General features: G+C 67.1%; 13 protein-coding genes and 1 pseudogene. 1 reads left to right on the forward strand and 13 read right to left on the reverse strand.

Annotated features, from left to right (window positions below; translation table 11 throughout):
* Positions 1-633, reverse strand: a pseudogene (locus tag VFZ09_RS32735) (primosomal protein N'); the annotation flags it as partial.
* A gap of 240 nt (positions 634-873) precedes the next feature.
* On the opposite strand from VFZ09_RS32735, the gene VFZ09_RS32740 reads away from it, so the two are divergent.
* Positions 874-1,548: a PaeR7I family type II restriction endonuclease gene (locus VFZ09_RS32740; protein WP_329731655.1), complete on the forward strand. Its 675-nt coding sequence runs from the start codon at positions 874-876 to the stop codon at positions 1,546-1,548.
* Between the two features lie 10 nt (positions 1,549-1,558).
* Here the strand turns inward: VFZ09_RS32740 and VFZ09_RS32745 are convergent, their stop codons facing one another.
* The 12 genes from VFZ09_RS32745 to VFZ09_RS32800 form a co-directional block, all read right to left on the reverse strand.
* Complete coding sequence (locus VFZ09_RS32745; protein WP_329731656.1) at positions 1,559-2,083, reverse strand: hypothetical protein; 525 nt, start codon at positions 2,081-2,083, stop codon at positions 1,559-1,561.
* Positions 2,083-3,924, reverse strand: coding sequence for a DUF1998 domain-containing protein (locus VFZ09_RS32750; RefSeq protein ID WP_329731657.1), 1,842 nt, complete (start codon positions 3,922-3,924; stop codon positions 2,083-2,085). Before VFZ09_RS32750 ends, VFZ09_RS32745 begins: the two co-directional genes overlap by 1 nt.
* Positions 3,921-7,916 carry a DISARM system helicase DrmA gene (gene drmA / locus VFZ09_RS32755; protein WP_329731658.1) on the reverse strand — a complete coding sequence of 1,332 codons (3,996 nt, stop codon included), beginning with the start codon at positions 7,914-7,916 and terminating at the stop codon, positions 3,921-3,923. The genes VFZ09_RS32750 and drmA overlap by 4 nt, the downstream gene beginning before the upstream one ends.
* 18 nt (positions 7,917-7,934) lie before the next feature.
* The gene (locus VFZ09_RS32760) at positions 7,935-8,930 is read right to left on the reverse strand and encodes an O-methyltransferase (RefSeq protein ID WP_329731659.1); all 996 of its coding nucleotides are present in this window, start codon (positions 8,928-8,930) and stop codon (positions 7,935-7,937) included.
* A 3-nt stretch (positions 8,931-8,933) separates the two neighbouring features.
* Positions 8,934-10,355 (reverse strand): ATP-binding protein, encoded by a 1,422-nt coding sequence (locus VFZ09_RS32765; RefSeq protein WP_329731660.1) that lies wholly within the window; start codon positions 10,353-10,355, stop codon positions 8,934-8,936.
* On the reverse strand, positions 10,352-14,539 hold the full coding sequence (locus VFZ09_RS32770) for an Eco57I restriction-modification methylase domain-containing protein (protein WP_329731661.1): 4,188 nt from the start codon (positions 14,537-14,539) through the stop codon (positions 10,352-10,354). Before VFZ09_RS32770 ends, VFZ09_RS32765 begins: the two co-directional genes overlap by 4 nt.
* A complete protein-coding gene (gene drmD, locus VFZ09_RS32775; RefSeq protein ID WP_329731662.1) occupies positions 14,536-17,646 on the reverse strand; it encodes a DISARM system SNF2-like helicase DrmD in 3,111 nt (1,036 codons plus the stop codon). Before drmD ends, VFZ09_RS32770 begins: the two co-directional genes overlap by 4 nt.
* Complete coding sequence (locus VFZ09_RS32780; RefSeq protein ID WP_329731663.1) at positions 17,643-18,032, reverse strand: very short patch repair endonuclease; 390 nt, start codon at positions 18,030-18,032, stop codon at positions 17,643-17,645. Before VFZ09_RS32780 ends, drmD begins: the two co-directional genes overlap by 4 nt.
* A 13-nt stretch (positions 18,033-18,045) precedes the next feature.
* Positions 18,046-19,254 (reverse strand): DNA cytosine methyltransferase, encoded by a 1,209-nt coding sequence (locus VFZ09_RS32785; protein ID WP_329731664.1) that lies wholly within the window; start codon positions 19,252-19,254, stop codon positions 18,046-18,048.
* A 13-nt stretch (positions 19,255-19,267) separates the two neighbouring features.
* A complete protein-coding gene (locus VFZ09_RS32790; protein WP_329731665.1) occupies positions 19,268-19,462 on the reverse strand; it encodes a helix-turn-helix domain-containing protein in 195 nt (64 codons plus the stop codon).
* A 740-nt stretch (positions 19,463-20,202) separates the two neighbouring features.
* Entirely contained in the window at positions 20,203-20,526 is a 324-nt protein-coding gene (locus VFZ09_RS32795; protein WP_329731666.1) for a hypothetical protein, read from the reverse strand.
* A gap of 228 nt (positions 20,527-20,754) precedes the next feature.
* Positions 20,755-21,705: an RluA family pseudouridine synthase gene (locus VFZ09_RS32800; RefSeq protein ID WP_329731667.1), complete on the reverse strand. Its 951-nt coding sequence runs from the start codon at positions 21,703-21,705 to the stop codon at positions 20,755-20,757.
* Positions 21,706-21,768: the final 63 nt, after the last annotated feature.

The raw sequence follows: 21,768 nt of genomic DNA on the forward strand, positions 1-21,768 counted from the left end.
CACGGGAGCGAACACCGCCGAGCGCACCCCGACGGCGATGCGCACCGTGCCCTTGCGCAGGGCCTGCCAGTGGAAGAGGCGCTCGCGGTCCTTGAGGCCCGAGTGCAGCACGGCCACGTCCGCGCCGAAGCGGCTGCGGAAGCGGCCCACGAGCTGCGGCGTGAGGGCGATCTCCGGCACCAGCACCAGGCTGCCCTTGCCATGCGCGAGCGCCCGCTCCACGGCGCGCAGGTACACCTCGGTGACGAGCGCCACGGCGAACTGCTGCACGTCGGGCTTGGCCTCCTTCTCCATCTCGGCCTTGGTGAGCCCGGGGGGAAGCGCGCTCTTGATGACCTCGCCGAGCGGGTAGCGGTAGTGCTCGGCGGCGAAGCGCAGGAGCGCGATGAGGTCCGGCGGGAGGGCGGGCGAGTCCTCCAGCACCTTCATGATGGGCTTGAGCTTGACGCTCTCGGCCTCGGCAGGAGGCGTGGCGGGCCCGAGGAAGAAACCGAGCGACATGCTCCGGCCGAAAGGCACGAGGATGCGCTGGCCCGGGGAGAGCCGTCCGGAGAGGCCCTCGGGGACGACATAGGTGAACTCGCCCCGCACGGGACGGCCGACTGCGACGGAGGCGAGGTTCGAGGGGCTCACGGCGACCTGTGAACCACTGTAGCGGCGCTCCCTGACACCGGTAGTTTCTGGCCGGAGTGCTCACCGCGGACATATCCGTGGACACAGAAGGCCACACCCCCAGTGGGGGACACGCCGCAATGGCTCCGGAAGGGAGGAGGGGAATCCGGGCACCTCTTGCCAAGAAGGGAGTCCGTGGTGATGATTCCTCAAGTCACTTGGAACGACGTGACCTGACACATCACCCGGAGCCCATCTTCCATGGGAATTGTTCTGACGGATGACGAGGCCCGCCTGAGCCAGGCCGTCGCCTGGTACTGGCGGGCCCTGGACCAGCCCACCAGCCGGTTGGAGGGATTCCATGCGCTCGTGAGCCGGATTCTGGCGGACAACGGTCTGCCAGACGCCCGTGTCCACGCGGGCCAGGGACTGGCGCTCCCCGGCTTCTTCCTGCCCTCGCGGCCATGGGACATCGTCGTGATGCATGACGGAAGGCTCGTCGCCGCACTCGCCATCCGGGCACGGACAGCGCAATCGCTGGAGAACGGCTTCGTCGCCCTGGGCGAAGAGGCCCTCTGCACGGGCAAGGAGATGGATGCCTTGTGCCGGAGACAGGCATTCGGGCCCGGTCTCCGGCCGTGGTTCGGCTGGCTCGTCCTCCTGGAGGAAGGCTCAGCCCTCACGCGGCCAGCGGCCGTGGCCCCCACCCTCCTCCAGGTCGTCCCCGAGTATCGCCACAGCACCCATGCCGAGTGGTACGGACTGCTCCTGCGCAAGCTCGAACGCGAGAGGCTCTTCGATGCCTGCGCGCTCCTCCTGTGCCCCGAGGATCGGCAACAGTCAGGCACCTACCGCGAGCCCACGCGCGACCTCGGCGGCATGCGGTTCCTCGCCCATCTCGCCAGCCATGCCGGTGCATTCGCGGCTTGTCTCTGACCCTCCGTCACTACGGAAGCCCGTAGACGTACTTGATGGGAGCCAGGGCTCTTCCCTCCACGTCCCACGGCCAGAACACCGTGTGCACTCCGCCCTGGGGAGCGCCGTCCCCTTCACTCAGTTGGATGGAGTGAAGCACATACAAAACCATCTGGCTCTTGTGGCGCCTGGCGAACTCCACCTCGCCGCTGGTCAGGAAGACACTGGCGCCCGCCAGGTCGAGCAGCACCTGCTCCGTTCGGCGCGTCGGCACGAAGCGCGTCGTCAGGCCCGTCCAAACCAGCTCGACGCGCAGGCGCGCCTCGGACGCCCCCAGCAGCATGCCCGCGACCTCGTCGCCCCTCGCCTGCACCTGCGCCCACGCGGCCACCACGCGCGCAACGGCAGCGCGTGCTGCCGGCGTGTCCGCGAGCGTGTTGGCGGCCGGAGCCGCATCGGGCTTCGTAATCCCGCGAAGCGCAGAAGCGACGGTGCGTACCTTCGCAGGAGAGACGAGAGCTACGAGGTCTACGACCGCATCAAGGAGCGCCTGCATCAGATCCCCGCGAAGAAGGCCGCGTCGGTCACTTGGAGCGTCGGGATGACGAGCGTGCGATCGAGATAGCGGTTGCCGCACTCGCACGACGTCTCGGAGACGAACGAGCACGCGTGGCACGAGGCTGCGTGGAGCGACGCGTCCGTCCTCGGGTTGTGCTCGGCGCACAGCGGGTCGGACGCGCAGACCTTCGCGCGGTCAAGGGCCTGCCGCAGCAAGCGCCCGAGATTCTCGGGCTTGCCGAGGTCGACGAGCCCGCCGAGCGTACCATCGGAGTCGGCCGCTGCCGTGTAGATCAAGATGCCAGCCTGCGACTTGCCGCCTTCGGTGTCGGCGTAGACACGCTCGCGAATGCTCGCCGCGTTGTAGCCGCAGTCGAGCGCGAGCTCGCGGATGAGCAGATGGGCGATCGTGTGAAGCAGCGCGAAGCGCAAGCCGGGGAAGCCAGGATCAGGATCGAGCCCGCGTCGCGCACGCCAGCCACGGTGCCCTCGGCGCAGCTCGGCTTCCTGCGCTCGAGGACCGGACCCCGCAGCCCAGTTCACGAGCGCCTCCTCTGAGAACTGCAGGAAGATGCCCTCGCCGTGGACCTGCGTGGCGGGCACCCAGTTGGGCGCGGTGCGCCCGATCGGAGCGCGTGGCGCACGCTCCGCTCCACCGCCCTCGTTGGGCGACTCGACGCGCGTGAAGCCGAGCAGCGCGTTCACCTCGCGCAGCCGCTCTAGGAGCAGCACGCGCGAGAGGTACGGCTCGAAGCCCGCGGGCACGTCGGTCTTCTTGCTCATGAAGTGCGGGTAGTCGGTCGGCGGCTTCGGCGACGTGAGCACGTCCCACTCGGGGCCCTTCAGGTCGAGTTCCTCGTCGCCCACCGTGCCGCCGCGATGGGCCTTGATGGCCTCCCAGACTTGGTCGCCCGTGAAGGCATCGATGCCGGGAAGCTGCGCCGACTTCTTCAGGGTCTTTACGACGGCCGCCGCCTCGACAGCGTTCTCGACGTCCTCGAAGAACGTCCAGCCGTCGGCGACGAGCTGCGCGAGCGGGCTCCCCGTCTGCGGGATCGCGAGCACCGAGAGCGTCACCGGGAACCAGCCATTCGTTGCCCCGAGCAGGATGGCGCGCGGGACTTCGGCGCAGCCGTCCTCGAAGCGGTTGAGATGCGGGTGACGCCCGCGACAGCCCGGCAGGTTATCCTTGCCGACCTGCCCGAAGGCTTGCGCCATGCTCTTGGCGGCGCTGCATGAGTCGCAGCGCACCCACAGGTTCTCGGTCTGGAGCGAGGCGCCGCTCTCGAAGAAGCGCAGCGTGCCCTTGCAGCCGCTCGGCCCTCCGTGAACGAACCAGTGCCACGGGAAGTCGTCGAGATGGCCCTCGCGGCACGCGAGGAGGAAGCGCGCGGGCACCGCGTCGGCGTCGCGAGGCTTCTGGTCACCGCGTGAGCCGGTGCAGCCCTTGTGGACGAAGCGCGTCCTCTCCGGGCGGTAGCGGTTCGCCTTCAGATCGAAGAGGCCCGCGTCGAACGGCGAGAGCAGCCCGCACTTCACGCAGCGCATCCAGCGCGGGAACGGCTTCACCGGTACCCCGACGAGCGCCTCGGCCGAGAACGGCTCGACGACGTCACTGTCGGTCAGCGGCGGCATGCGCAGCGACTCGACCTGGTCACCGAGCACGCGGCGCACATTGGTCAGCAGCCGGGCCTCCTGGATCGGCTGGCAGCGCCCCAGCTCCCAGCGGTCGATGCCCATCGTGACGACGGAGAGGTTTGGCAGATCGATCAGCGCGCCGGGCCCGTAGGTCCACAGGAGCTGGCTTGGGCGAACTTCGCCCACCGGGGTCTTACTCATGGCGACTCCTCCACGTCCGTCGCATCATCGTCAATGGGGCGCGGACACCAGACCGGATCTTGGTTCGAGCGATCGTCCTCCATCACGAGGTTCACGCCGGGCTCGACCTCTCGCATCGACATGGGGACGGTCCACGTCGACCACGGACGAATGCCGGGCGCTTCGAGCAGCGCGTACGCGGTCGGGCCAGCGCCGTACTTCTGGTACACGAGTACACGCCCGGGCACCGCCGCCTCCTTCGCCCACTCGTCGGCGCGACTCTTCATCTCGGCAGTGGCGAGGCCCTTCTTCGCCGAGTCCTTGGTGACCTCCCACGTGCGCTCGGTGACCGAATCGATGGTGGAGACCATCTCCGGGCGACTTGGGCTGTTGAGCGCACCCGCGCCCGGGTTCGGAGCGAACGGCTCGAAGCGGTTCCGCATCACCGCGAGCATCGCGCCGGTGAGCCCACGGTCCATCGCGCGCGGCGAGAACGGCGTGACCGACTGCGCCTCGACGTGTTGGTAGAACGTCGCGTGGTAGTGCTCAAAGGTCTCGTAGTGCGAGAGGTCGCGAGGCCGCGCCCACGTGAGCACCGCTGCGACGAGACCGGGGAACGCACGACCGACGCGGCTCGTCGCCTGGATGTACTCGGCCGTGCCCTTCGGCTGGCCGTTCACGACCATGACGCCGAGGCGGTTCACGTCGACGCCCACGGAGAGCATGTTCGTCGCGAGGACGACGTCGATCGGCCGGGGCGCATCGGACGCGCGCTGGTTGACGAACTTGCCCTTGGTCGGGTCGAACGCGCCGTCGAATGGGATCTCGAGCTGGTCGAGGTACTTCGGGATGTCGGCGTTGCTCACGCGCGACGTCAGCTCGGCGATGGTGGTGACGCTCCGCTGCTCAAGGCCGGGGCGCTGTACCAGGCTCATCTTCACGCGGTACGAACGGGTCTGGACGTCATCTTCGGCGAGGCGCTTCATGCCGCCGAGCTCGCGCAACGAGTTGAAGTAGCCGACGAGCGTCATGTATGGGTCGGCGATGGGGCCGAAGGCGTCGAAGAGCCCCTGCGCGGCCGTGAGGAACGCAGTGTACGTGCGGATGAGCACCGCCGGCCTTGAGCTGCCGGGCGAGCAGATGCCCATGTACCGCCGCCCCGGCTTGCTCGCGACCGAGCGCTGCACCGAGAAGAAGTCGTCTTCGACGTCGAGCGCCTTCGGCGGGAAGATCGCGAGGCGCCGCATGAAGACGTTGCGCACCTGCTCGCCCGCGCGCCGGACCGTCGCCGTCGATGCGACGACCTTCGGGCGCACCTTCGTCTTGCCAATCTTCCACGAGCAGAGGTCGTCGACGGCGGTTTCGTAGAGCCCGACCATCGTACCGAGCGGACCGCTGATGAGGTGGAACTCGTCTTGGATGATGAGGTCCGGCGGGCGCACCGCGCGCACCGGCTTCACCTTCGCGGCAGCGTGAGGCTTCTTCGCCTTGTGCCCGCCGCCGCAGTCGTGGCCCGGCCAGAGCAGACCGTGACGCTCGCACTCCTCACGCACGTTGCCGAAGAGCGTTCGCACCTCCGCGCGCCACGCCATCATCGCGAACTTGTCGACGGTGGCGATCATCATCGTCGGAGGCCGGTGGTAGATCTCCTCGTCGACGAGCTTCACCGGTAGACCAGGATGCGCGTTGGTACTCGACTTCGCCTTGCTGAAATCGCAACGCGAGAGCTTGTCGCCGCAGTAGATGGCCGTGCGCCCGGCGGTCTTGTCGACCTCGATGTCGCGTCCGGGTTGGATCTCCGAGCCACACCACGGGCAGCTCGTGAGCTGCGCGGGCGACGCGACGCCTGCGCGGTTCCGGTCCTTGTCGCGGATGGCTTCGATGGCTTGGTGCGACGCCTCGGTGGTCCCTGGCGTCACCTTGTTGCCGACCCACAGGCCGAGCGTGAACGGCTCCGCGCCCCACTTCGCGACGTCGCCCGTGCGGATGACCTCCATCGCGCAGAGCAGCGTCGCGGCGCGCTGGAACTGCTGCAGCGTGAGCAAGCGCAGCGTGTACCGCATGATGACGGTGAGCCCGCGGCTGCCATCGAGGTTCTCGACGACGCCTTGCAGGCGGCGGATGCCCATCGCGAAGGCGGCAACACCGAGATACGCCTCGGTCTTACCACCGCCCGTCGGGAACCAGAGGAGGTCGGCGAAAGCCTCGGCGGGGCTCGTGCGGTCGGGGTGCTTCGGATCGGCGAGCGACGGAATCGACAGCAGCAGGAATGCGAGCTGGAACGGGCGCCACGAGCGGTTCTTCCGCACGTCGACGGACTCGAACGTCAGCTCCTCGCCGCGACGTTGCCTGAGCGCGTAGATGCCTCGGACGCGCTGGCGGGCCATCGCGCGGTTGGCGAAGCGGAACGCATCCAGCGCCTTCGGGTCTGCGAGGAGCACCTTCAGCCCCGCGCGCAGACGTTCGAGCGTCGTCTTGCAGCGGTCGAGTGCTTCGTTGGCCGGGGCGTCGTAGCCGGAGATCTCCTTGCCGACACGCGCGCGCTGGTCGTCGATCCACACAGCGTAGTCGTCGACGAGCGTCTTCAGCGCCTCTTCAAGCTCGGCCTTGTCGAGGTCGGCGAGCGAAAGCATGTCGAGCCAGCCCCGCTGGACCATCTTCTTCATCGCGGGGCGGTCGTCGGGATCGAGACCCGGCGTCTCGGTAACGGGCACTTCGTAGCTCGGGATGACCTCCGTGCGGACCTTGAGGGCGCGCATCGGATCGTCGTTCGGCGTCTCGGCGTGGACGGCCACGCCGTGGCCCACGGCGAACTCCACGCGGCGCCGGTAGATGAGCCCAAGGTGGTAGCGCTCGGCGTCGTCCACGACGACATCGTTACTCGGGCGGCGCAGGAACACCGGCGTCCCAGCGGCATCGCCCGAGCCTCTCACGCTCAGCTCGGGTTGGAAGAGCCATGCGCTGTCTCGGTTGGTCTCGGGCTCAAGCTGGCCGTTGACGAGGAACAGCGTGACGAGGCGCTCGCCCTTGGCGTTCGTGCGCACGGCGCCCTGGATGCGAACCTCATCCTGCTTGATGTCGGGCACGAGCGGCTGGATGGGGCCGTCCTTCAGCGTAAGGGTCACGCGACCGCCGCGCGGCGTGCGGCGCCACACCTTCACCTTGGTCGCTTCGACCTCACCGGTCTCACGGTTCTTTCGCGGTCGCGTGTACTCGTGATCCTCCTTTGGAACACGGGTGTAGCTGCCCCAGCGCGCGGTGATGTCGAGCGTCTTCACGCCAGGACCGACGCAGAACGTGAGCCCCATGCTCGAAGGCACGAGCGACTGATTGTTGGTCGTGTCGATCTCGTCGAGCGTGTCGTCCTCGGGCTCGACACGCCCGCTCGCGCGGTTGAACTCCGCTCCGGGTTCGTGGAGTGGGGCGTCGTTCTCCTGCGCCGCATCGTCCTCTTCGTCGGCGGCGACCGCAGGCTCGACCTTGGTACCCGTCGTCGCGTCGCCCGGCATGCGCGGAGCGAGCTTGCCGACGAGATAGCGGTCGCGGACGCTCATGTCGATGATGAGCTCCTCGGGGCCGTTGGCCGGGCCGAGCAGGTCGTCGCGCGTCGCCAGCTCGAGTAGCTCGCGCACGTAGGCGGCGCCTTGGATGAGCGGAACATCGGCCGACGACGAGACGCCGTCGCGCGCGAGGACGTTCGCGAGGTCCTCGGGCCGCAGGCGCGAGATCAAGCCCATCGGCAGCGTGAGCCCGACGTCGGCGAGCGAGCCCTCCTTCTGCACCGTGTGCAGCTTGTCGAAGTAGAGCGTGGTCGATTCGAGGTCGTCGCGGATGCGCAGGATGCGCCCCACGCGTTTCAGGGTTCCGGCCGCATCGACGACGACAACCCAGTGGCCTGGGGCGAGCGCTCCTAAGCCGCCCCGCTCACCGCCGAGCCGAACGACGAACGGGCCGAGCGGCGTCGCCTCCTTGGCGAGCCATGCCTGTGCGTTCGGTGCAGTGGTCGTCGTCATGCGTTGCCCCTCATTTCGCTACAGCTCCACACGCGAGAAGTGCGGGTAGATCCGGTAGAACTTCTTGAACACCTCGAAGGGGTTCTCGCCCATGTCGGACTTCGGCAACTCGAAGCCCATCACGGCTTCGGCGTTTCCGTTCGACTCCATCGTGAGTCGTTCCAGCGTCGAGAGCGCAGGGAGGTCTAGACGATGCGGAGCATCGGTCGTCGTGTAGAACTCCCAGCTCTTCACCAACTCCTCTATGCCCGTGTCGTCCTTCGGAGCGACCACCAACGCGGCGGTGACCATCGCCTGACCGTCGGCATAGTGCGTCGCGAGCGCCCAGACGATGCGGCGATCGCGGAAGCTCAGCGCCTCATTGTCGACCGCCAACTTCAGGGCGCGGAGCAGGCTCGGGCCGTACTTCTTGAAGCTCATGCCGTCGGCAGTGAGGCCGCTCGGGAACAGCGCACCCAGGCGCTCCTTGAAGCGCGAGAGGCGCCATTCCTGGATCGTCGGCTTCACGGCCCGGTCCTCCGACGCTTCGCCTTCGACCTCGACGGAGAGGTCCTTGGGGTCGGGCTTCCCGAGAGACATGGGGTTCGCGTTGAGCGTCACGCGGAGTACGCTGCCGATCGGGACGGTGCCGATGGTCCGCGCAAAGCGCTCGATCTGCGTCGTGATTCCCTTGGGCTCGGTGTAGTCGAACCAGATGATCGCGGGCGTCTTAAAGTCGGTCTCGTCGAGGTAGTCCTCAAGCGTCTTGTGAATGCACTCGATGGACACGATCGGTCGGTTGAAGACTTGGCGCTTGTGGACCTGCTCCTCGGTCTCGATGCACGTCATCTTGGCGATGCCGAGCCGAGCGTGGACCAGCCGGAAGTCCTCAAGGAACGGTCCGCCGAGACCTACGTAGTGGTACGTCTCAAGGCCGAGCTTCGGCGCGAGACGCGTCAGGAGCGAGAGGAACAGCTCTCGATCCACAGCCTTGTTCGGCCGCAACCTGTACGGCAGTGAAGAACCGGCGCTCATCGGTCAGGCACCCCGCTTCTTGGCCTTGGCGAGCGCCAGATCGAAGCACTTCTCACCGACGTCGCCGGGCCTCGCATTCTCGTCGTCAAGCAGCGCCTTGCCGACGATGCGGATTTCTTCGGCGGGCTTCGAGAACGTGACCCTTCGCGACGAAGGCATCTTGTTCGAGGGCTCGGGGAGAACCTTGTTCTTCTTGGGGTTGAACTCAACACCCTCGTCGTCCGACTTCTTCGCGGTCTTGCGCTGCGCGACGGCCTCGATCGCCTTGCGGAGGGGCATCGGTCGCGCGTCCTCCCAGTGGCGCGCCTGCTGTTGCTCCGAGCTGGCCTGGTTCTTCCACTGGTTCGTGTAGTCGATCCAGACCCGCATGCCCTCTTTCATCTTCACGAGGGATTCGAGCCAGACGTTCGACGACGTGTCGAGCGCACGCTTCGTCGTCGTCACCGGGAGCTTGTCAGCGTGCTTCGAGCGGAATTCGATGATGCCGGTGATGATGGCGAACTGCGGGTGATAGAGCGGGATGCCATCGCCCCATCCCGTCAGGCGACTCTTGTCGCCGACGATGACTGCGCGGTCGTTGCAGAGCACCGTCCAGCCAGCAGTTGCCGACGAGCGATCCCGCTCAAAGCCCGCGTCGTCGTCGTCCTCATTGCCGAGGGCACGGCTGGTGTTGCGACCGACCGTGATCGAGACGACGACGCCATCGATCGTCTTGCGGAAGACGAACGGCGCGGGTCCGTCCTCACGCTTCGACACGAGCACCTCGACACGCACGGGTTCCACGGGCTTGTCGTTGAGTTCCACCCTCAAGCCCCACTGGAGGAACATCGTGAAGTGCTCGGAGATGGCGGTGCGGACCTTGTTCTCGAACGCCTCGTTCTCGAAGTGGCGCGCGACGCCTTCGTAGAGTTCCTTGACCACGATTCTCGTGCCGAGCTGCGAGAGCTTCTCGCTCGCCTTCGTGGGCTCATTGATCGGCAGCGGGTCCCAGTTTTTCGCCTCGAGCCACTCGGAGGTGATGGGCACCTCGAACGTGTCGTCACCGTGCCGGGTCCGCACCAGCGCGTCCTTACCCATCTTGAAGATTGCGCGCTTCATGCCGACGCCGTACATGCCGATGGTCTCGGTGTCGGAGTCGCGGTCATCGTCGGGCTCGCGGCCCATCTTAAACGCGTAGTTGATGGCTACGTCGCGGGGGATGCCGCCACAGTTGTCCTCAATGGAGAACTGGTCCTTCGCCAGCTTAATCTTGACGAAGTGCTTTGCGTAGTCGACTTCGTTGCCATTGGCGAGCCGAAGGGCGCCGTCGAGGCAGTTGTCGACGAGGTCGAGAATGGCGTCGTCCAGGCTGATGTCGCGCGTCAGCATCGACACGAAGAACTGCTTGGTCGGACTCGCCTGGGCTTTGTCTTTGCTTTGTTTCATCGGCTGGTCTTCCGTGTGCTGGCCTTCTTCGCCGAGGAGGCTGCTTTCGTCTTCGAAGTCGTGGCGTTGGATGCAGGTGCCGCTGCAAGCGCGAGCGCACCTTGTTCTGCGGGCGCAGCCTTGGCGCGGCCCTTCGTCGCGCGCGGCTTTCTGGCAGGCGCCGACGCTTGTTCCTCCTCGTAGCGCTGACGATTCAACTCCGCGAAGCGGCGAAGTACCTCGGTACGCGCGGCGTCGGAGATCGTGAACCGTATGCGGTCGTTCTCCGCGAGGTTCAGCTGCTCGTAGTAGCCGTGCCCAAGGTCCAGGTCGTCCCAGCCGTAGGCACGCGCGACGGCCGCATCGATCTCGCGATGCATCTCGCGCAGCCGCTCAATGCGAGAGTTGACGTCGCCCAAGTCGTGGAAGCGGTTGTACAGCTTTGTGAGCCCGATCAGACGAGCCGGATCGGTCATCACCTCGCGTCGCGCCTGCAAGTACTCGCGCCCGAGCTTGTCGAGCTGGGGCAGCACGTCGGGCGACAGGAAGGGGAACGTCTCGACCGCGTCCGAAGGCGAGAAGTTGAGATCCAGCTTCAGCCGCGAGGACTGCTTCCAGACCCATGCGTCGACCGGCGACGAGTTGAAGAGAGCGGCGTAGGCGTAGACGTAGACGTCGTCCACAGCGAATACGACGCACTTCTCGTGGAAGACGACGTCATTCGCAACAACCGACGGGTTGAAGTACTTTCCGACGCGACCCGCCACAAGAACTTGCTCGCGCGGACGCGACGCCGAGTTCCAGCCTTCCGGGTGCTGCACGAAGTGGTGCCCGCGCCCAATCGCATGGTAGAGCGCCGGACGCTTGTCTGCGTACTGCCACCATCGTTCCGGCAACGGTCTCCGCAGAACGAACTGACCATCATCCCCGCGCCGCTGCCGCTCGGGCTTCACCCGCTCCTCGATCCACTGCCACGGGGCGTTATACTTCTGGGCCTTTTCCTCGGGCCAATCCCAGAAGCTGATAACCCAACGAGTCGGACGCTGCTCCGGGCTGGATTTGAGGTCGTCCCCATCAAGGTAGCGGAAAACGACTTCCGCGTTCTTCGGGTCGTCGCTGAGCATGCGCTCTGCCTGTTCGTCAGTTAGAACGAAGCCCATGCCGAGCACGATCGAGCCGATGAAGGAGTGGTCCTCGCTCGCCCTCAAGCGCTTGGGGCTCCATTCCTCGCGGTCGGATAGATAAGCAGAGATGAACTTGACGGATCGACCAAGGATCGAACGCGCTCCATTCCACTCGCCCTTTCGCACGTGAACGCGACTCGTGACGACGTTGGCCTTCCCCGGCCAAGGTTCGTTCGGATATGCCGCATGAATCGTCGCGCCTACGCCAACCATCGCTTCGAGTCCGACTTGGCGCGTGTCGCCTTCGGCGATCGTGTTGACGGCGAGGAGGCCAAAGCCACCTCCATGCCGAAGGAGGCTCCACGCGCGCAGGAAGAAATAGGCGACGAGGTCAGCGGAACCTCGACGACCTTCTGCGATGTGACTCACCAGCCAGTTGCGGTATGCGTCTCCCGTGACTCCGGTGATGCGCTTCCCTCCAAGGAACGGAGGATTGCCGACGATCGCATCGAAGCCTGGCGTGTCCCTTTGGAAGACATCCGGGAACTCCACCGGCCAGTGGAACGGGTGCCGAGACTTCCCGTCGACCGCGTCCTTGGCGAGGTATTTCGTGGCGCGCACGCTCAGGGCCTCGGAGGCGCGCTCCTCGCCTTTAACGACGCGCTCGGCTTCTGCTGCGAGCGCTGCCAAGCGCGTCTCGACGACCTCTGCTCCATCGGCGGCGACCACCACGCCGATGAACGCGTCGGCCAGCAGTTCGGCGGCTTCGAGCTTCTTCCGCGCGTCGGCGTCGAGCGTCGCCATCGCCTCGACGTCGCGGATGTCGCGGATGGGGATCTCGTGGAGTTTGCTCCGTAGCTCGACCGCTTCGGCGACCGCGCGCTCAATGGCCCTGCCGAAGAGGCGGCCCTGCTGCGTGGCCGACGGGTCGAGCGTCAGCTCCGTGAGTTGCTCAAGGCTGTTGATGCCGAGCAGGCTGTCGCCGCAACGGAGGTTGTGGTCGAGGAAGCCGAAGGGGCGCCCCTTCGAGAGCGTAACGAGCCAGAGCGAGAGCTTCGCCAGCTCGACGGCGAGCGGGTTCAGGTCGACGCCGTAGAGGCAGCGCTCGGCTACGATGCGCCGCGCGTTCTCCGCGCGGATCTCGGCGCCGGGCGGCATGCTCTCGACGCTGGTGCGCGGCTCGTGGACCTGGCCAGTGAGATCGACGACGCGGCCCGCCGCCTCCTCAATGGCCCACGCCTCGACGAGGCGCGCGCTCAAGAAGCGACACGCCTGCACGAGGAACGCGCCGGAGCCCATCGCGGGATCGCAGACCTTCAGGTCGAGGAGCCGGTCGGGCGTCTTCAGCTTCCACTCGGCGCGCGGGTCGCCCTTCGAGGGGCCGTCATAAACGAGCGGCGTGAGCGTCTCCTCGACAATACGCTCCGTGAGGCGCTTGGGTGTGTAGTGCGTGCCGGTCTCGCGCCGGTCGGTGCCGAGCACGACGACGAACGCACCCTTCGGGTGGACCAGCGGGCAGCCCCACGGATCGGTGCGCAGCAGCCGCACGTAGGGCTTGAGTCGGTCGCGGAGCTTCACGTCGCCGCGACACACGGAGAGCAGGCGTGCGTTCTGCTGGGCCTCAACCTCGCCGGCCAGGGCGTTCTCGATGGCCGACTCCGAGCGCTTCGAGCGCTCGACGAGCAGGCACGTGACGGCGGCTTGACCATCAAGGCGCGCCGATTCCAGTTCGCCGAGCGTGACGCGCGCGTCCTTGGCCTGTGCGCCCGCTTCCAGCTCAAGGGTCACATCCTCGACGCGCGTGACAGTGCGTTCGAGCAAGCCCTCGTAGACATGGCCGATCTGCTCGACGTCGAGCGCGCGGTACGAGAGTGTGCGCCCCTCAAAGGTCTGGATGGCTTCGAGGAGGAGCAGCACGGTGCGGTCGTCGATGGGCAGCGGCTCGGCGCGATGCTGGCGCCACGACGTTCCCTTCAGCCGTCCTTCGAGGAACGGGAAGCGATCGGGATCGAAGAGCGAGCCGCCCATCGCGGCCAGGCGCAGCGTCGGGTGGTCGATGCCGCCGAAGACGGCGCGGAACACGGCCAGGAGGCGCGACCAAGCCGCGCGCCGCCGCTCAAGGATCTCGTCGCTCTCGGCGCGGAGCTGCATGCGTAGCGTCGAGACCGCGTAGAACGAGTCGTAGCGGGGCTCGCCCAAGAGCAGGAGCCCGCGCTCCTCGGCGGCGAGGAGGAACACGAGCCGCATCATCACGGTGAGCCCGGCTTCGTACAGTTCCTGAGGCTTCACGTCGCGGAGCAGCTCGCGATTGCGATCTTGGTCAGCGCGGTCCAGCGCCTGCACCAGCACCTCAATGGCGCGGCGAACCTGGTCACCAAGGGCGTCGGTGACCTCGTCCTGGTGCTTCAGCGAGCGCTCGAAGAGCGCCGGGAGCCGGTCCTGCTCGGGCGCGAAGAAGCGGCGCACACCGAGCAACGACGCGAACGCGCGCAGCGTCACCGGCTCCTGCCCCCAGATGCGCGCGTACCAACTCGCGAAGGTCGCCACCTGGCCGGTGGGCGCGTGGACGAGCATCCAGCGCTCTCCGTTGGTCACGAGCCCGAAGGGTTTGTTCAGCGCACGCAGGTGCAGCGCCATGCGGTCGCCGGGCGAACACGAGAGACCACCGAACTTCATCGACGCCGAGAGGTCGGTGTCGGGCGGGAAGACGTGGATGGGCGCGGTGGGCGCGTCGCCGTGCGTCGGGTCGACCAAGACGAACTCGGGCGCGATCGTCGTGTCGTGTTCCGGTAGCTCGACGACAGCAGACACGGGAACGGCATTCCCGCCCTTGAGCAACTGGTCGTCGGCCTCAAGCGCGGTGCGCAGGACCTCATCGATCCAGGCAGCGTGCAGTTTGTCGAGATCGGCGTCGTCGACGTCCACCGCATCGCGCCACTCCTCGTAGGCGCTGCGCAACCGCTTGGCGCACGAAGTGTCCAGCTCTTCGAGCCCCTGCGGGAACACCTCGCGGAGCACTGGCACCGCGAGAAACGGGCCCGAGACCTCAAGCAGGTTCAGCCACTCGTGCTTGGCGCTCACGACTTCCTCCGTATGGCCAGCGACTCGGGCACCAGGAGGATCACCGAGACGGGAAACGTGTGGTCGACGAGCCCGGTGTGGCGCTCTTCGATGGCGAGGCGCTCGCGTTCTCGCTCCTCGGGAATGCGGCGTAGGCGCGCCTCAAGGGCGAGCCGATCGCGCCGGAGCTGCGTGCGCTCGTCCTCGGAGAAGAGCGAGAGCTGCTTCGGCTCCTCCTTGTTCAGCTCGGCCGCAAGGTTCTTCGCGAGGTCGTCGAGGAGCTGGGTCATGTCCTCGATCTCGCGGCGCTTGCGCGTCTCAAGCGTCCCGCCGAGCACCTTGAGGCGGTCCTTCGAGCGAGTGCCGACGGCGCTCAGGAGCGCATCCGTGTGCTTCTGGAAGCGGGTGCGGAGCGCGTCGAACAGCGAGTCGGAGATCGTCCCCGGCGCCGACGAGTCGAGCCAGGCACGCAGCTCGGTCACGCGGTCTTCGCGCTTGAAGCTCGCGTCGCGCAGGTATCCGCCGGCCTCGGTCAGCTCCTCGTGGAGACGATGGTGGTTGCCGCCGGTGATGACGAGGCGCGACACCACGGCCACGGCGGGGCCGTCGAGCTTCGCGTCGGGCAGCGTCCGCACCATGACGCGATTGAGCTTCTTCACGTCGTCGCGTGCCCACACCTCGGCGCGCAACAGACGAAGGCTCATCTGCACGAGCGGGTGGTTCAGGTGGACGAGCACGACGTCGTCGCGCCCCTTGGCGACATCGTGGTCGAAGGTGATGGGCCGGATACGCTTCGTGTACGGGTGCTCAAGGCCGTCGAGGCACCGCGACCACGAGCCCGCGAGTGCTGGCATCTGGAACACGCGCGCGCCGGGCACATCGGGCAGCGTCGCCGGTGCGAGGTCGGGCTTGTCGGTGAGAGCCAGGGCGACACGCACGACGCGCTCAATGCGATCGGGCGTGAGGTGCTGCTCGCTGCGCGTAGTCGTGAGCCGCTCGTGGAGCTTGGCGATGCGCTCGCGCAGCTCGCGCTCGGCCTTCACGTAGCGGCGCGCGCGCTCAATGCGCTTCTCGGCGAGGCCGGTGTCGAGCTCGCGACGGCGACCCTCAAGGAGCGCCGGCAACTGCGGGGCGATGACCGGGTTCACGCTGCCCATGTCGGCGCGCATGGCGTCGAGCTTGCGGAGCGCGCGCAGGATGTCGTCGCCGTGCCCGCCGTTCGCGTCGACGGGGTGCCAGATGACGACCTCGCTCTGCTTCTGTCCGTGACGGTCGACGCGGCCGTTCCGCTGTTCCATCACGTTCGGGTTGTAGGGGATCTCGATGTGGACCAGCAGATTGCAGTGGTTCTGCAGGTCGATGCCCTCCGATGCTGCGTCGGTCGCGAGCAAGATGCGCACGGGCGATTCGCGAGGGTCGGCCTGGAATGCAGCCTTGATAGTCTCGCGCTCCTTCGGGTCCATGCCGCCGAAGATCAGCGCGAGGCGGTCACCACCGAAGTCCCGGCTGGCGAGGATCTCGTGCAGCCACTTCTGCGTCGCCCGATACTCGGTGAAGAGGATGACGCGCGCGTTCGACCACTCGCCCTTGGGCTGGAGGTGTTCCTTCAGCCATCGCACGAGCGCTTCGGCCTTCGAGTCGGGCCGGTGGCTTGCCTGCTCTGCCCATGAGCGCAGGCGTTCGATGAGCCGCTTCTCTTGGTCCGATAGCGGACGCAGTCGACGGCTCGCCTCTTCGATGGCCTCGGCTTCGGCCGACTCGCGCGTGTCGTCGTCGGCATAGTCCTCTTCGGTCTTGGCGATCGCGCGCCGAAGGATGCGCTCGTCGAGCCCCGACGTGCGGCGCGCCTCGCCTTTGCCCTCGATGGTCGCGGTGTGCCGCGCGAGCGTCGATGAGAACGCGGCGGGCGACGACGCGAGGCGCTTGCGCAGGAGCTGATGGACGAAGTGCGACGCGGCACCCTCGCGGTCGTCCTGCTTCTCACGGCTGGCGATGTATTGCTCAAGGATCTGGCGGGCCTCGCGCTCTTCGGCCGTGTACTCGACGTTCAGCGCTTCGAGGCGCCGCACGGGGTAGAGCCTCTTGCCCTTGGCGTCGACGAGATCGCTCTTGAGGCGGCGCACCATCACGCGTGCGAGCTGATCCTCCGGCGGGAGGATGTTGCGGGAGAAGCGCTGGTCGTCGAGCAGCTCAAGGAGAGCGGTGAACGACTCGGTGTAGCCGTCGTGCGGTGTCGCGGTGAGGAAAAGCTTGTGCTGGAAGTGGGGCGCGAGGAGCCGGACGAGGCGCGTGCGCAGGCTCTCGACGGCGTACTTGCCGACGGTCGGCGCCACGTTGTGGGCCTCGTCGACAACGAGCATGTCGAATCGGCGCGGGAACGTGGGCTGCGGTGGGAGCACGTCGCGCAGCAGGCGGATACCTTCGCCTTGCTTCGCCCAGTCGATGGAGGCGATGAGCCTCGGGAACGAGGTCCACGGGTTGGCGTGGAGACCACGCTCCCGTCGCGATCGCTTCACTGAGTCGGTGTCGACGATTCGGAACTCGAGGCCGAACTTCTCGGCCATCTCGGCACGCCACTTCTCCTGCAGCGACGACGGGCACAGCACGAGGATGGTCCGCGCGCGGTGGCGCAGGAGCATCTCCTGGATGACGAGCCCCGCCTCGATCGTCTTGCCGAGACCGACGTCGTCGGCGATCAGCAAGTTGGTGCGTGCCATGTCGATGGCGCGCACGAGCGGGTCGAGCTGGTAGTCCTCAATGCTCACGCCGCTGCGGAAGGGCGCTTGGAGGTAGCCCCGATCGGCGTTCGTCGCCGCGCCCCAGCGGACGGCGTCCAGGAAGGCTTCGAGCTTCGAGGGGTCGTCCAGAGCAGAGAGCGTCGGCAGGCCCGCGCGCTCAATGACATGGGCGCCGGGCTCGAGCTCCCAAAGAACCTCGATCTCCTCGCCGAGCGCGTCCTCGTCGATCGACGCGAGCTTCACGAGGTTGCGCTTCGGCAGTTCGGGAGAGACCGCCGACGCATCGACGTCAGAGACAATCCATTGGCGACGGCGCACTTCGACGAGCTGGCCCGGCTCGGGCGCGGTCGAGGAGCGCACGGAGGTTTCCGTCGCGAGGTGTGTCGTCATGGTCGGCTCCGCGCTTTGCGCTTCTCAATGATCATCGCGATCCGCCTTGCGGCCTGCTCGGGCGGCTCGTGCGCCCACACGCGCACGACCGTCCACCCCTCCGCGCGCAGGCGCTCGTCGGTGTCGCGGTCTCGCTCCTGGTTCGCGAGGATCTTCGCGCGCCAGAACTCTGCGTTCTCCTTCGGCCAGGTCGCGTGCAGCGGGCAGCCGTGCCAGAAGCAACCGTCGACGAAGACGGCAACGCGGAGGCCGCTGAACGCGACATCGGCGACCCTGCGCGGCTTCGCCAGAACGGGAACATGGATGCGGTAGCGAAGTCCGCGTGCGTGCAACTCGCGACGCAGCGCCGATTCGGCAGACGTGTTCTTCTGCCGAACGCGCTGCATGCGACGGCGCGCTTCAGGCGTGGACGCTTCTACCCGTGCGCTCGCGGCCATTCCGCCCCCTGCGGTGGTGCGTCGACGACAAGGGCTGGCCGACGTGTTGCTGGTTGGCGCGCGCGATGAAGCTTTCACCGTGCTGCTTGACGTGCTCAATGATGCTCTGCCCGATCACGTAGCCGAGGTCGACGGGCACCGCGTTGCCGATCATGCGGCCGAGCGCCTTGAACTGGATCGGCTGGTCGTCGGGGATGAAGGAGTAGTCCTTCGGGAATCCCTGGAGCAGGGCGCCCTCGCGCAGCGAGAGAGCTCGCGCCTGCGTGGGGTGTCCGAAGCGCCCGTTGCCGAAGCCGTAGAACTGCGTGGTCAAAGTCGGCGCTGGCTCGTCGTACTTCATGCGGCCGTAGACGGCGGGGTACGTCTTGCCCGTGCTTTTCGTGTGGCACTTGGCGACGAGGTGCTTCGGCCAATCGCGCCACGTGCCCCCCGGCTTCGAGTGCTGAATGCGCTCGTAGTTCAAATCGGAGAGACGGGACGAGGTGTGCAATCGGTCGTCCTTGTCCGTACCGCCATGCCGGAGGACCGGCAGATCCTTGATGACGTCTTCGACCGTTCGAGTCTCCGAGGCGACGTGCTCACGCAGCTTGATTTCGCCATGGAGCGACGCGAGGAGCACGGTGCGGTTGCGGCGCTGCGGGAGGCCGTACTGCGAGCAGTCGATGACGTCGACCCAGACCTTGTAGCCGAGGCTCTCCAGCGTGCTCCTGAAGCTCTTGAATACAGAGTGCTTCGTCACGGTGGGAACGTTCTCCATCGTGACGATGTCGGGGAGCAGTTCCCTGGCCAACCGGCCGAAGTGGTTGAGGAGGCTCCAGCGCTGATCGTCCTCTACCTTGTCCTCCTTATGGTAGCGGAGGGCGTACGTCGAGAAAGGCTGGCATGGCGCGCAGCCAGCGAGAACACGTACCTTGGCGTTGCCGAACCACTCGGCGACCTTCGACGCCTGGAGTTCGGCGACGTCGGCCCGGTGAAACTCGATTCCGTCGTGGTTGGCCTCGTAGGGATGCCTGCACGCCTCATCGAAGTCGACGCCCGCGCGGACCTTCACACCCGCGCTGAGGAGACCGTGAGTGAGCCCGCCCGCACCGCAAAAGAGGTCGACGCACACGACATCGTCTTCGGGCCGCTCGGTCCGTCCTCTCGTCGTCGTGGGTGCCTTCTTCGCCATGCCCTCGGTTACCTCACTCGTCGTCTCGCTGCGCGTCAGCGGCCTTTCCCTGGTGAACCCAGTCGTCGACCTCGGATCGTTTGAACTTCCAGAGGCGTCCGATGCGATGTCCTGGCAGTCCCTTTTTCTCGATCCATGCGTAGACAGAGTCCTTGCTGATCCCGAGGTACTCGGCAATCTCGCCGACTGAGAGCCATCGATCGTCCATCTTGGGTCTCCCTCTCGGGCCCCTCGGCCATCAAGCCGACCGCAGCGCAGCCGGAGGATACAGCCTTTAGGCCCCTGAAACCAACGGACTTCATGGGATCTCGTCCGGTTTCATCGGGTATCGTGGGATTGAGGCGGGGCGAAGATGTCTCGTTGACCTCCGCGCTAGGCTGGGTGACGAGCCCGGAGGACGAGACCTGCGGTACGAGCGCATCGAGGGCGATCATCACCCTTCAAGACACGGGGATCGTTGTGGTCTGGGACAGCGAATGCAGGTGGCATGACTACAATGCGGCCATCACGCCAGTCCGCCCGCTCGTCAGAGATGCCTCGCGACACTCGCGAGCGCCTCGGCCGCCAACGCCGCCCGCTGCTCGGCCCACGTCCCCACATGCGCCACGGCCTGGAGCGTCCGCTCGGCCCGGACGAATACCCGGGGAGTTCGCCATCCCCCCTGCCGCTCACGTTGATCCAACCCATGAACTGGTCCTCAGGGTCGTTCGGAGCGCCTTTGTCCCGGTAGCGGTGTCCCGGTCTGTAGAACTCGTCCCTGGCCATGTTCCTGGAGGAAATCAGGCATGACCTTATCCCGACCCACCAGTGCCGCAACTCCACGTGAGACCTGCTGCGTCCTCATGGGTTGTCCCCAAGCCCGAAAACGCCGGCGCGGCGGGCCAGGCTCCGAAGAACCCGACCCGCCGCGCCCCTGACGGCCCGCGCACGGGCCGCGCTTTCACTCCGTCATGCCCTCAGCGGCCTCAGACTCCGCGAGCACTGCCAGTAGGTGTACTCGCACGTGTCCGTCGAGGAATCGCACGGCACCCGCATCACCGTGATGAGCTCACACGGGTGCTTCGGCTCGTCGCTCACCGGGCTCGCCGGCACTTCCACCGGCGAAAGCGGCTCGGCTCCGTGGCCCTTGAAGGGCTGGCTCGCCTGCCTCGACACTCCTCCTCGCGGCTGCTCCTCGTTCGTCTGCTGCGTCGCAACCTCCGGCATGCACACCATCGGCAGCACCGATGCCGTCCCCAACACCGCCCCCAGCACGCACAGCTTCGTTCGCATGGAACCCCCTTGCCGGCTGACACCCTCCTTCACGCCCAGGGGCGCGTCGGTTCCGGTTCAGCGGCAAGGACGCAAACTACTCGCTGGGTCTGACATACCCTCCGGCATCCAGGGCGGTGGAGCCCCTGCGTCCCAGGGCCGGACACCTCTCCCACACCCTGTGTTTTCAGGCACTTACGGGCCACTCCCGAGAGGGCGGGTTCACACCGGCCCACTCCCGCGGTCATGTCATCGTTGGTTGTTCGACGGTGCCCGGAGCATCGCGAGCGCGCGCTGGAAGTCCTCGGGCAGCGGCGCCTCGACGCTCACCACGCCCCCCGTGGCCAGGCTCGGCAGGGACAGCCGCACCGCGTGCAGGGCATGCCGCCCGATCGCCTTCGCCGCCGGGTGCGTCCGCGTCTCCTCCGGCCCGTACAGCGTGTCCGCGAGCACCGGGTAGCCCGCCTCGGCCATCTGCACGCGAATCTGGTGCGTGCGCCCCGTCTCCAGCTTCACCTCCACCAGCGTCGCCCCCTTCAACCGCTCGCGCACCTCGTACGTGAGCGCCGCGCGCCTCGCCGAGCGCACCTTCGTCGTGTAGAGCCTCGGGTTCCTCGGATCCCTTCCATACGGCCCCTCGAGCCTGTCTCGCTCGGGCGTCTCGCCCAGCACGAGCGCCCAGTAGCGCTTGTCCACCCGCTTCTCCTGGAACGCCCGGTCCAGCGCCGCCACGGCCTCGTCCGTGCGTGCCAGCACGAGGCACCCGCTCGTCTCCCTGTCCAACCGGTGCACCACGCCGGGCTGTGCGACGCCCTCCACGTCGAACGGTGGCAGCCTCGCCGCCAGCAACTCCACCACCGAGGGCACGCTCCCCCCCGCCGGCTCCACCACCAGGTCCGCCGGCTTGTTCACGATGACCATCGAGGCGTCATCGTGGAGCACCGGCAGCTCGGGCCCCTCGGCCGAGCGGCTCATCGCGGCGCGCGTGGGGGCTCGCGGCGCGGGACGGCTGAGCTCGATCTCCTCTCCGCCCCACAGCTTGCGCGACATCTGGCACTTCTTCCCGCGGATGAGCACATGGCCCTTCTCGATGAGCGCGCGCGCCCGCTCCAGCGAGAGCCCGGGCACGTGCGCCGAGAGGAACTTGTCGAGCCGCTCACCGGCGGCCTCGCGGGGGACTGGAATCTTCTGGGGGGACATGGAGCCCCCCTTCTACGGCGGGGCCTGCCGGGACACCACTGGGACCTCCAATCTCCACCGAGC

Source organism: Archangium sp. (assembly GCF_036277355.1).
Lineage (GTDB): Bacteria > Myxococcota > Myxococcia > Myxococcales > Myxococcaceae > Archangium.